Annotated in this window: 5 protein-coding genes and 2 pseudogenes; all 7 read right to left on the reverse strand. The window is 37.1% G+C overall.

The features are described 5' to 3' along the window. Positions 1–43: 43 nt before the first annotated feature. The 7 genes and pseudogenes from IR022_RS19955 to IR022_RS08280 all read right to left on the reverse strand — a co-directional run bounded on the left by IR022_RS19955 (position 44) and on the right by IR022_RS08280 (position 13,497). The gene (locus tag IR022_RS19955; RefSeq protein ID WP_410492807.1) at positions 44–1,156 is read right to left on the reverse strand and encodes a glycoside hydrolase family 43 protein; all 1,113 of its coding nucleotides are present in this window, start codon (positions 1,154–1,156) and stop codon (positions 44–46) included. A gap of 408 nt (positions 1,157–1,564) precedes the next feature. Then, positions 1,565–2,581: pseudogene (locus IR022_RS19960) on the reverse strand (right-handed parallel beta-helix repeat-containing protein); the annotation flags it as partial. Between the two features lie 127 nt (positions 2,582–2,708). After that, positions 2,709–4,331, reverse strand: coding sequence for a RagB/SusD family nutrient uptake outer membrane protein (locus tag IR022_RS08260; protein WP_194203354.1), 1,623 nt, complete (start codon positions 4,329–4,331; stop codon positions 2,709–2,711). Between the two features lie 131 nt (positions 4,332–4,462). Continuing rightward, positions 4,463–7,408 (reverse strand): annotated as a pseudogene (locus IR022_RS19965) (SusC/RagA family TonB-linked outer membrane protein). Between the two features lie 264 nt (positions 7,409–7,672). Beyond that, positions 7,673–8,893, reverse strand: coding sequence for a DUF2264 domain-containing protein (locus tag IR022_RS08270; RefSeq protein WP_194203355.1), 1,221 nt, complete (start codon positions 8,891–8,893; stop codon positions 7,673–7,675). 47 nt (positions 8,894–8,940) lie between these two features. Further along, on the reverse strand, positions 8,941–10,098 hold the full coding sequence (locus IR022_RS08275; protein ID WP_194203356.1) for a glycoside hydrolase family 88 protein: 1,158 nt from the start codon (positions 10,096–10,098) through the stop codon (positions 8,941–8,943). Positions 10,099–10,392: 294 nt separating this feature from the next. Continuing rightward, positions 10,393–13,497, reverse strand: a complete 3,105-nt coding sequence (locus IR022_RS08280; protein WP_194203357.1) for a glycoside hydrolase family 2 TIM barrel-domain containing protein — start codon at positions 13,495–13,497, stop codon at positions 10,393–10,395. Positions 13,498–13,540: the final 43 nt, after the last annotated feature.

Here is a 13,540-nt window from a genome sequence, read left to right on the forward strand (position 1 = left end):
AATGATTGAAGTAAATAAAAGTATTAAAAAAGGTCTTAGACCTTCATTTCTTAAAGATATCTAAAGTCCAGCTATCTAACCACTTTAATACTGGCATATTATTTTCAAATTGAATAGGAAGCCATACATATCTACCATCAATGGGATCCTTTGGAGTCCATCGATCAGCCATAAAAATAAAAGCATCCTTCTTTCCTTCAACAGGCAAAATATATGTACTTTGTGAGTGGAATGTTAACTCGGAATCTTTCCCAATGCATGGATTCGGATATAATTTCCAATGTCCCCAAATGTTGTCTGCAACAAGTAAACGAGCGGCATTAGGAGCCCATCCTGTACATCCCGAAGTAATCATAAAATAGTGTCCGTCTTTCTTGAAAATTGCAGGAGCTTCATTATGACCTGCGGGTTCCACTCGTGTATATTTTCCGGTGTGGCTTAAATAGTCATCTGATAATTCGGCAATCTGTAATGTTAGGTTTTCTTCTGATGAGTATATATGATATGCTTTACCATCGTCATCTACATAGACTGTCATATCACGTGACATTTGCCCTCCTTGAAAATCGCGACGAACAAATAACCCATCTTTTACAGCAGCAGTCCATTCTTTAGTCCACCATTTAGGGAAATTATCAGGTGTTACTTTCTGATTTTTCTGTTTCTCCGACATATCTATGGGATAATATCCGGCATTAGGACGATATGATTTTACGAATAGAAAAGGACCTGTCGGCTTATCGCTTGTTGCAATTCCGACATGAGCACTTTCATATCCTTTACCCTTTAGTTCTAAATGGAAAAACATGACAAACTGTTTCGTTTTTTCATTATAAACAACTTTAGGACGTTCTATAATACAACCTTTAGCAATAGGGCTTTTTTCATCATTCTCAACAACAGAAAGTGCTACACCTTCGTTTGTCCAATTGTACAGATCGTCTGACGAATAACACATTACTCCCACCAAAGCATTATTACTATCCTTACCTTTATGTTCTCCAAACCAATAGTATTTACTATTGTGATAAAGTATTCCTCCCCCATGTGCATTGATATGTACCCCATCTGTATCTGTCCATATTTTACCGGGTTCGAAAACTTTGTGTTTTTTTATGTCTGAACTCTTATTCAATGACTTTAATTCAAAAATCATCTGATTTATATCTTTTGCTTGAAGCACCCTTTGCACTTCTTCCACTTTTGTAGAAGAACGTTGTGTATCTTTTGGCTTATTCTCTATATCACCGATATAAGTATTCCCTTGAAACAAGGTTTGCGTATCTCCTCCAAATTTAAATATCGTTTGAGCATCGTCTTCTACATAAAATATATTGTTGTAAAATTGGGTATTATGTGCCCATTTTTTACCCCAATCATCCATTTTCAAAATAGATTTATCAATTTCAGGACTTCCTTTTTTCTTCACAACAATAAGGTTGCCATAAAATTGAGTATTGGTTACAGGTCCTGTTATATGGATAACAGGCGAAAACCATCCCACTTGTTTAGTTGGATAAGCACGCAACCCATCGTTTACGCTTACATTGTATCTCACGATTGTATTATCTGTGCCAATGTTCCAGTTTTTACCTAACGAGTCGCCATCATTACATACAAGCAGAAAACCTCCTGCATTGTTGTGGCTATAATTATATTGTATGATTGTATTTCTACAATTATAGTCCGAGTCGAAACCTTGCCCATCCCATTTTGCATTGTGTCCGCTTACTTCATTGTATTGGATAATTGTATTATCGCAACTCCAAGGCCATATACCTGCGGCTGCCTCATCCGCAGATAAAATATCTGGACAATCTTTCATCACATTATATTCAATAACAGCACCATCGCATCCGATAGGGACTATACCATCACCGGGAACGCCTTCCAATAAATTACCTTTTATAAGTACTCCCAAACTAGGATACCAATTGTCGCGACCAGAGTATCCACCTGAATATATGCCATTACGTCCGCAATCTTTTACATGACAATCAAGAATTTTCAAATCAATGAACCGGGTCTTTATACTGTCTCCTTTGTTGTCCCAATATATGCCTCCTCCCGAACCGTCTTTCTTTACTAGGCTTCCATTCACATTCTTTACTGTTAGATTCTGAATCGTAATCTGATGCCTGTCTCCACTATTCTCAGCTAAAATTAAAACCCCTACCCTACGATTCTTTCTTTCGCCTCCTATATTTGTTATTTCCAAGTCTTGAACAACGCAATAAGCCGAATTTTCGAGAAGCAAAGTATATTGTTTTTCTCCCTCCCCATTTAGTTGAGGTTTATTGCCTTTGCCATAAGCTCCTACTACAATTAAGTTTTGATTTGTTCCTTCAAGCCTCAACTCCAATTGTCCCGAAAAAACAGAATTCCTTTTGAACAAAATAGTATCACCAGGCATAAATTTGCTAGAATTTACTTTACCTAAACTCTTCCAAGCCAAAGCCAAGCTCTTTCCCGAATTACGATCGTTTCCCAATTGAGAATCTATATAATAAGTCGTGGAAAATATAACTGGTACTTGAAGGCTAAATAAAATGTACAGAAGTATTGGTTTTAACTTTATCATCTTGATTATTATCTATGTGAGTTATACATGATATTATGGTCATCTATCTTTTAGTATGGGATTCCTCTTTCCAATGCAAGAGAAATCCCTGTACTATTTCTAATTATTATTAATTACATTACAAGCATTAATCATATCCCGGATTTTGCTCTAATACTGCATCTTTATTCAATTGAATTTCAGTCAAAGGTATTGGCAGCAAAAGATGTGTCTTGGTTAAACCTATTATGGGCTGATATTTGGTTGTATTTAATTTAGCACGCTCAACCAAGGTTCCGGTACGCATCAATGTCATACGTCTGTTTTCTTCTCCGATCAATTCTCTGGCTCGTTCGTCAAGGATAAAATCTAATGTTATATCTGATGCTGAGACTTTACCTTTAGTCGGATAATCGGGAAATGCTCTTTGCCTAAGAACGTTTATTGTATTAGCTGCCTCACCTGTTTTACCTTGCTTAAACTGCGCCTCTGCAAGCAATAAGTAAGTTTCTCCCAAACGCATCAAAATCCAATCTTTAACAGTAGAATATCCAAAAGTATCATTCGGATCAAAAGCACCCCACTTGGTTGTATGTGGGCATAAATTGTAGATCGTGTCTGTTCCTACATAAGGTACTTGTTTACCATAGTTGACATGAGCAGGGTCGTTAATAAAGATTTTTCGTCTAATACTATATTCAGAATTACGTATATCGCCATCTTTATAAAGTCTGTAATTAGTCCAATCGCTTAAACGTAATCTGGCTAAGCCTCTACCTCCCAACGAATCGCACAAAATCATTCCGCTAATATTGTAATATGCAGAAGTCCAGACACGTCTTTGCTGAGGACTTCCTGAATATCCTCCGGGAACAGTATTTGTGTTTTCGAGTTCGAATGTCCATATTGTCTCAGTATTTCCTTGCGATCTACGTTCATTTCCATATAAAAACATATCGCTATAATAATCTCCGGCAAGGTCTGTTTTTGCACCATACCGTTTATCTATTAACCTAAATCTACCACTCGAAATTATAGATTGAAGCTGAGGTTCTGCCAATTCGGGTTTCCCGGCTCGTATATATGCTTCGCCAAGTAATTGCATAGCCATAAATTTATTCGCTCTACCATATTGCTTTCCTCCCGAATTTGTTGGTACAGATTCAATATCGGGAAGATATTGTGCGCTAAACGTTAAATCAGAAATAATAAGATTATTAATATCATCTAATGAAGCTCTTACATAATCCGTTTTGGGACCTGATGTTGGTTCTGTCACTAATGGGACTCCACCAAAAAGTGTTGCAAGCATATTATAGGCATAACCTCTAAAAAATTTAGCTTCTGCACTTGCCCGTTTTTTTCCATTTTCACTAAGCCCTTTTACGGTAGAAGATGCACTCTCCATATCGCTAATAATACTATTGGCATTATTGATTAGAACGTAACATCTTTCCCATATAAAAGAGGATGCTCTGTCTGACGATGTCAGCTTTGTATAATCATAATAAGGAATTTCTACACCTTGTTGCTGAGCCGCACTGGCAACATCGGTACCTACCTGCCATACACACAGCCAACCTTGTTGATCGCTCCAAGTCCAGATTGTACCATAAGAATAATGTAAACCTTTGAGTGAGGCTTCAACCCCTAATGAATCCTTTAAAGTTTCGGGGGTATATGATGAATATGGTTTTTCCTCTAAGTAACTATCGCTACACGAATAGGTGAGTAATAGTATGGATATGATTAATATTATACCTTTTTTCATGATTGTTGTTTTTTAGATTACTTAAGTGTGATATTTAAACCAAAGACAATAGTACGCACTACCGGATAGTTATCTTCCCAGCTTCTATATTCGTTCAAATTACTATCCCAGCTTTGAGAACCTCTGGTAATTTATCTAGATTCAGGATCCCATCCAATCCAATTGGTAAATGTGTGAAGATTGCGTCCACTGGCATAAACAGTTAGTCCTCCAATACCTATTTTATCTAATTTTCCGGGGTCAAATGCATAACTCAGCGTAATATCTTTAATACGTATATAGTCTGCATCCGAAGCGTATCCATAGCCTCTTGTGTTGTAGTATGAAAGAGCTGGTCTTGTATTATTTCTATTTTCAGATGTCCAATATCCAACCTCACGAGGTGTATTTCTTTTTCCCGTTTCATCCACGTAATTTAAATCAGGATTATTTTTAGTCATGCCTTGGGCTGTTTGAAGAAAAATGCTCAGATTCCAGTTCTTATAACGGAATGTATTAGTAAGACCTGCTGTCCATTTGGGGCTGGTTTGTCCTAATATAACTCTATCCTCAGCAGTAATCTGTCCGTCTCCATTTACATCTTCAAATTTTAAATCACCCGCTTTTGCTGTTGGATCTTGAGTCTTATGAAGACCTGCACTAATTTCATCTTCTTGCCATATTCCCTGCATTTTATAATCATAAACTACATTTATCGGATGACCAATAAACCATCTATTACCCAAATCGTCTTTTTTATCACCATATAAGTCTACAATCTTATTTTTATTGGCTGCAAAAACGAGTGTACTTTCCCATCCGAAGTTTTTAGTTTCAATATTACGTGTAGTTAATGTAAGCTCAATCCCTTTATTGGCTGTTTCGCCTAGATTATCATAAACTTGTGAATAACCCGTTACCAAAGGAATAGAACGTAATAATAAAAGGTCAGTAGTTTTACTGCTATACATATCAATAGTTCCCGATATACGGCTTCTTAGAAAAGCAAAGTCAATACCAATATTTGCACTGGTTGTTTTCTCCCATTCCAGATCGGAGTTGCCAAGGTTACTCAAAAGCATACCGGTTTCACCAACACCATTGGAAGGTATTTTATTATTTGAGGATGTTGATATTGTTCTGTAAACTGGTATTGCCTCATTACCCGATTTTCCATAAGAAAGTCTGAGTTTTAAGTTATCAATTGCATCAACCGATTTCATGAAATCTTCATTGTTTATATTCCACCCTAGAGCTACCGAAGGGAATGTTCCGTATTTAGAAGTATTACGTCCAAAAACTGAAGAGCCATCGCGACGAGCTGTTAGTGTAAATAAATACTTACTATCATAAGAATAATTGATACGTCCCATGGAAGAATTTGCAGAATATTTGTCGGCATAGGATGCACTTGTTTGTGTTGCTCCGGCTCCAAGATTATTAAACGATAATAAATCATTCACAAAACCAGTAGCTCCGGCAGTCGATTCGTTAAATTTGCGCTGTTGTGCACTATATAAGCCTGTAAAATCGAAGTGATGTTTATTCCAATCGCGAGTATACATTACAATATTTTCTATCGTATAACTATTTGTCTCTGTATTTCTGATGCTACCGTTACCCAGCATATTATTTGCTTCGCGTCCCGTATAGCTAGATGTACGTGTAGGCAAATAAGTATATCCGACATTTAATTTATATCTCAATCCTTGTAGAAAGCCAGAGAATCTCACCTCTGCATACCCGTTCATATTTACATTAAACGATCGGCGTTCTCTATCCGTTGTCAACCCTAATAATGGATTAGAGAATAATTGCTCCGGCTCCATCGGATATATTTTATAACTACCATCGGAATTGTAAATTTGTCCGAAAGGACTCATAGCTGAGGCATTCAGCAGATTTACTCTTCCTCCGTCTCTATTGTGACTGGTTAGGAAAAGAGAAGTACCTATTGTTAAATATTTAGTTACGTCAGCATCCAAATTAGATCGAAGACTAACTCACTTGTAATTATATCCTTGTAATACTCCTTTCTGATCCATATAGCCTCCCGACAAGAAGTATTTCATATCTGATGTTCCTCCTGATATACTTACATTATGATCTTGTATAATACCTGTCTGTGAGACAAGATCTATCCAATCGGTAGTTATACCTGCTTCGTAATTTGCCAACTCTCCATAATTAGGTACAGGGCTAGTTTGCTCACGCCCCATCTGCTTCATCCAATCCGCAAATTTTTGCAAATATTCTTCCCCATTCCGAGGTTCTAAAATATGAGCCATACTTTCAACACCCACATGGCCATTATATCGTATAACTGGTTTACCCGTAGTTCCGCGTTTTGTTGTAATCAGAATAACCCCGTTAGCACCATTAGTTCCATAAATAGCAACAGCCGAAGCATCTTTCAATATCTCCATAGAGGCAATATCAGCAGGGTTAATATCATTTAGAGTACCTCCCGATTTAGTCATCGGAATACCATCAACAACAATATAAGGACCCGAGTTTGCATTAATAGAATTCTGTCCTCTAACCAAAGCCGAAGGGGCATCACCCGGAACTGATGACTGTTGTGTTATAATTACTCCGGCAGCGGCTCCCTGAACAGCTTGTAAGACATTTGTCACCGGTATTTTAGCCAATCGGTCTTTAGATACTGATGTTACAGAACCCGTTACATCCGATTTTTTTTGCACACCATATCCCACTACTACAACATCTTCGAGAAGTTGACTGTCTTCTTTCAGCTGAATGTTTAGAGGTGTTCGATTTGCAATAGGAATCTCTTGTTTTTCGAAACCTATATATGTAATAACCAGAGTAGAGCCAATAGGTGCAGCAATCGAAAACTTGCCATCAATATCGGTAAGTATTCCGGTTGTTGTTCCTTTTACAATGACCGAAACACCAACAAGAGGTTCTTTGTTGGTAGCATCCGATATTTGCCCCGAAATAGAATTTTGCTGCCCTTGTGCGTTTAAGGGTATAGATAAGAGAATAGCCAAGAGCATCAGACATAAGAAAAAGACCCTTGAAGCACTAGATACGAGAGTCTTGTCCTTGCTTTTTGAAGAGGTTAGTTTTTTCATGATATTAAAAGTAAAGGATGAATATTAAGTAACTGCTAAAATTGACATTTAGGTTAAAAATGGATATTGACGCGATATACTAGTTGCCCGATAAGTGAAAAATGACACCTAGATATATGAAAGGAAAAAGCTAATTAGCAAAGTGTTTTCATTAAGTTATTTAAGGTTTCTTTTCCTCAAAACTATACATTTGATATTGTAACAACAGGTGAAATTCAGATCAAAGGAGTTGAATAATAATTCAACTCCTTCTTTTTATATTTATTAAAATCCGATTGCATGATCTCTCGGAAAATCTTCTCCCGACCATGCTTTCTGTGCTGTCCATTCTTTGGCCGGAGTTGTCCAAAACGAGTGGTTAGCGGGTAAGCCTAACGGAAGAAAAGTAAGAGACGTAAGATATAAGCTTCCATTATTGGTGTACCAATCAGCAAGATTAGGTTGATGACCAGCAAAGCCCAATTGAAGAAATCCTTTCTCATTGAAGTTACCCTTTACTTCAAACATTCTTTTCATTACACTTGTCAAAGCATTCCTAACCTGACCTTCGCTTAATTCTTCAGGCAATTGTTGGTTCAATGACAATAGAGCCAAAGGTTGAAACACTCCCATACGGTAAGTCATCGATCTTCCAAATACGGGAAATGTAGCTTCAGGTGATATAAATCTTTCCAGAATAATTCCGTATCGTTGCATACGTTTACGGGCTATGTCTAAAGTCTCAGGTTTTACCATTCTATTTTTGGCTACAAGTACCTCCAATACTTCTACATACATGGGTTGTATAACGTAACTGTTGTAATAATCAAATGCAAAATGCTCCCCATCGGCATACCATCCATCACCCACATACCATTCTTCTATTTTGCGAATAGCACTATGAATACGATACGCATCATATTGCTCGTCGATTGACATGAGGAATGTTTCTATCATTGCCGAAAACAGTAACCAATTGGTATAGGGAGGATCTACCCAACGCAGTTTCTTAAACTCCTCAACGTAGCGTTTTTTTGTCACTTCATCTAAAGGTTCCCATAGTTGTTTAGGTGCTCTCAAAAAACTATTGGCAACATAGGCTGCATCTACAAGTGCCTGCCCTTCTTTATCCCATTGTAAATAATCGGGACTATTAGGATCTACTGCATAAGCATAACTTTTTAAAGCCCATTCCGTTAATTGTTTTCTTTGTTTACCTTCGGGTGTATTATCTTCCGGCAGATTCAGCCAAGGAGCCAAACCAGCCATCAAGCGTCCGAAAGCTTCCATATAGGTAACTCTGGTACGACGACCATCCCAAGTGGGACTCACTTCTACCTGCATATTCTTTACAAGTTCGCCACGACTCATATTGCTCAATACCGGCTCTGAAATTTTATAAAGTAAATTCGTCCAATAAGTACGATCGGAGTCTTTTTCTGCTGCTTTTACTTGATAAGAGCAGTAATTACACACTAAGAGTATTAAAATAAAAGTTCTTTTCATGGCAATAAGGTTTTGAGGATTCTTGTTAGATATTTAGGTATTATATTTTATTTCTTATCTACATACTTCACCATCTCAGAGGCTGCCAGAAGAAATGCTCCGACACCAAAATCGGCAGTAGAATTTACATCAACCACTTGCCCCGCTATGGCTTTCTCTCCAATAGGTTGTACATAGCCTACTCTACCATCGGGTTGAAGTGCCGTTTCAGCCAAATATTTCCAACTATTGTTTACAACAGGGGCATAAGTGGCTTCGTCTAAGATTCCATTATTTATCCCCCATAGGAAACCGTAGGTAAAGAAAGCCGTCCCACTGGTTTCGGGACCTGGTGCATGTTGAGGATCTAGCATAGATCGTGTCCACGATCCATCCGTTTGTTGGCTGGCAGCAATAGCTTCTGCCATTTCTTTGTAAATCTTTATGTATTCAGCTCTATGCGTATTTGTTTCGGGTAGATCCTCTAACACTTTAGGCAGAGCAGCAAAAACCCATCCATTACCTCTCGCCCAAAAATCTTTCAAACCATTATCAGTTTTATGCTTTGGGTAAATGTATTTAGCATCCCTATAAAATAATTTGCTTTCTGAATCATACATCAAATCCTGAGCGAACGAAAAATATTCATATAATTTATCTAAGTACAATTCATTGTTTGTAACCTTATAAAGTTTTGTCATTACGGGCATTGCCATATACAAGCCATCTGCCCACCACCAATAATCGTTATTGGGAGTCGACATCTGATATTCCATTACTTGTTTGGCTCTGGCTATTTTCTTTTCATCAGGATTCAAATTATACAAATCAATATATACTTGAAAGCAGGTCTGAAAATCGCCAAAGAGAACATACTCGTCGCTTTCACCGTAACTGTATTTCCATTTGGTGCTATCATCCGATTGAGCACCCATCCATAAATTATGTTCAGCCCATGCCTCAGAATAAGCCTTATAATCGTCTATATTGGTAACCTCATAAGCTGCTATATTACCGGTATGATAAGCTGCACGATGCCAAAACGAATTTTCGTGATTGGGGTGAGTTGCCTGCCAATTTCCATTTACTTTTTTAATGATCTCAATAACCTCTGCTTTTGATGGAAATTCTGATTCTGGCTGTTTATTAGTTTTACCCGCACACCCTATATAAGAGAGACTAATGAGAGGGATTAGGAATAAAAGAATTGTCTTGATTTTTTTCATACTATCTATTTGTTAAGGTCATAGACCTTTTTTATTACTAATTTTAGAAAAGCCATAACCGAACAAATATTTCAATATCCGATTACTCTTTTAGTGATAGCAAAGATGTAAAAGACATCAAGAACAGATAGTGCATGAATAATTCAAAAGAGGAGTATTATTAGATCACAGGCATAAATCCTCGTTATTTTATAAACAAGAAGCCCCGCTAAATAATAGCGGGGCTTTTTAGTAAAAAAATTGCTGATAAATATAAGTTTAAGGTCTCAGACCTTTTTTTTATAATAGATCCACTTATTTCAAAAAGCTAATCGTATAGCTATATTGGTATTCTTTATCTCTGAATCGATATTCATCCAAAGGTTTTGCTCCCCATGAATTCAAACCCGCAACTCCTCGCTGGAATAGATCAACACAAAGAACAACTTCTTCACGAGGTAAAATGTCTGAAGCATGCTGTTGCTTTTTAGTCATTCCCGGATCAAGATCTTCAGGACGATTATTGGTTGCACTCACCGATAAAGGTTGTGCACCCTTAACGAGGATACCTTTGCCCGATTTGTCTTTCAAAGTCAACCAACGAACATCTGTTTTATTGCCTCCTTCTTGTGGACGGATATAAGGGTAATACTGATCTTCTACAGCACCATTCCAAATTCCAATAAATGTATCTGCATTTCTGTCCACATAATTCTCCCAAGGACCACGTCCATACCAAGTAAAGTCATTAAACTCTTTAGGAAGGCTCATAAGCATACCAAAACGCATCATTTCGGGAAGCTCATCCGATAATGCTTTGTAACGTGCATTTGTAGTTAAACTTCCATCTGTATTTACTGTATATACAATGTCAACTGTAGCTTCAATACCTCTAAGTTTCGCTTGATAATTAAAGGATATAGCTCCTCCATTTTCCTGATAATTTTTATATGTATAGATAACATTATCTCCGGCAGCATCCCATACACGTAGTGCATATTGTTCCCATGATCCGAAATCGTTATCAAGAGGAGCACGCCAGAAGTTTAAGCGAGGAAGTTCACGAAATACTCTTTTTCCGTCATTTTGTACTGCTAGAAGAGTTTTCCCGTCTTTAGTAGAAAATTCATAACTAACCGATCCTGATTTTACTGTAATCTTATCTTCACCCTTATCAATATTCAATGTTCCCGAATAGTTCGCAGCTGTAAAATAGTTATTAGAGTTGAAAGCAAATTCTTCTTTAGCAACTTCAAATCCAGCAGGAGTAAATGGTGTTTTCTCTTTATTATAAGCAAATACTTGCAAATAATATTCAGCACCTGCTTCAGGACTAATCGCTGGAATATTCAGTTTCACATCTTTTTGTGTATCAGCAGGCACTATTGCTTCAAAAGTACCTTCTTTATATAGTTCTCCATTTTTAAGAAGCACCCATTTGTAGGTGTAGTTTTTATTCGTAAGATCTGTAAATTTGAAATCATTAATTACAGTGATAATACCATTGTTCAGATCTTTTGCTTTGAATAGAATATTCTGATATACTTTCTTTACAATATGTGTATGAGGCAGATAATTCTGATCAGGACTAATAACTCCATCTATACAGAAGTTGCCGTCATTCATTTTATTATATCCCTTAAGATCGCCACCATAAGCCCAATAAGGACGCCCTTGTTCATCTTGAGTTTTGAATCCATGATTGTACCATTCCCAAATAAAACCTCCCTGCATGTTTTTACTTGTGCGCATCAAATCCCAATATTCTTGAAAGTTACCCATACTATTACCCATAGCGTGAGCATATTCACACATAATATAAGGGCGACCCAAATCTTTAGCAGCATCTCTTTTCATTGATTCCCAAGATGGATACATAGGACAAAGAATGTCAGTATTAGGGTCTTTTTGATGAGCTTGCTCATACTGAACAGGGCGACTTTGGTCTCTTTCTTTTGCCCATTTATACATATCGAAGAAAGCTTTGCCATTACTAGCTTCATTTCCTAATGACCAGAATATAACTGATGGATGATTTTTGTCTCTTTCAACTGCACGAATAATTCTATCCATGTGTGCTCCTTTCCATTCCGGAAAGTTAGATACATTATCAGGACCATAACCCAAACCGTGAGATTCTAAATTGGCTTCATCCACTAAATATATACCATATTCATCGCACAATTGATACCAAAGTGGTGGCTGTGGATAGTGAGATGTACGGACAGCATTAATATTAAGTTCTTTCATCAACTGAATATTACGCATCATAACTTCACGAGTTACAACTTGCCCCGTCTGAGTATTAAATTCGTGCAAGTTTACTCCTTTGAAATAAACCTTTTTACCATTCACGAATACTTGTCCGTCTGTGATTTCAATTTTACGGAATCCTATTTTATTAGAAGTAGACTCTATGACTTTGCCTTTATTATCTTTTAGTGTTATCAGCAAAGTATATAAATTGGGAGTTTCGGCAGTCCATTTAAGAGGAGACGATACTGTGCCTTTTATAATAGTTTCAAATATATTATCGGCTGGAATATTTACTTTCTGAGTGTTGTTGAATACCTTTTTACCATTCTTGTCAAGAATAGCAACTTCAACTGTTTGATCAGCTGCCGAATTAGTATAGTTCTTTAACACCAAGTCTAAACTAAACAATCCGTTCTTATATGATTTATCTAAGTCGGGGTGAGCAAAAAAGTCTAGAATACGGGTTTGATCCGTAGAATATAGATATACACTTCTGTTGATACCACCTAAACGCCACATGTCCTGATCTTCCAGATACGAACCATCACTATATTTGTGCACCTCACATGCCAATGTGTTTTTTCCTTTGCGAATATATTTAGTGATATCAAACTCAGCAGGGCTTTTTGCATTTTCAGTATAACCCACTTTCTCGCCATTTACCCATACATACATAGAGTTTGTACCCCCTTCGAAATGGATAAATACTCTACGTCCATCCCAATTTTCAGGGATATTAAACTCTCTTCGGTATGCACCAGTCGGAGAATCTTCTCTGTCTATATGAGGAGGCTTTGCTTTAAAACCAAAACCTACATTTACATACATGGGTATGCCATATCCATTAAATTCCCAGTTAGCAGGCACTTTCATATCTGCCCATTTAGAGACATCATAATTTTCCTTATAGAAATTAGCAGGTACTTCGCTTATTTTAGGTACCCAATAGAATTTCCATACACCATCTAGCAATTGATAGTAAGGCGAAGTTTGATATTCGTTTTTCAGAGCCGAAGTTTCATCCGCAAACGGGAGGGATGTAGCTCTTGTGTTTTCCTTATTTATGGCGAATACCTCCGGGTTTTCCCAGTCGGGTATAGTATTCTGGGCAAATATATTGCCACAGACCACCGCAAATAACAGCAGATAAATGTTTTTTTTCATAGTTTAATAATTTGTTAGTATATAAAATGTCGATTATGTTCTA

This window comes from Dysgonomonas sp. GY617 (assembly GCF_015233815.1).
GTDB lineage: Bacteria > Bacteroidota > Bacteroidia > Bacteroidales > Dysgonomonadaceae > Dysgonomonas_A.

Coding starts and splice junctions, on each gene's coding strand:
- IR022_RS19955 (WP_410492807.1), bottom strand. CDS start 1,156: ATGATTTTTGAATTAAAGTCATTGAATAAGAGTTCAGACATAAAAAAA.
- IR022_RS08260 (WP_194203354.1), bottom strand. CDS start 4,331: ATGAAAAAAGGTATAATATTAATCATATCCATACTATTACTCACCTAT.
- IR022_RS08270 (WP_194203355.1), bottom strand. CDS start 8,893: ATGAAAAGAACTTTTATTTTAATACTCTTAGTGTGTAATTACTGCTCT.
- IR022_RS08275 (WP_194203356.1), bottom strand. CDS start 10,098: ATGAAAAAAATCAAGACAATTCTTTTATTCCTAATCCCTCTCATTAGT.
- IR022_RS08280 (WP_194203357.1), bottom strand. CDS start 13,497: ATGAAAAAAAACATTTATCTGCTGTTATTTGCGGTGGTCTGTGGCAAT.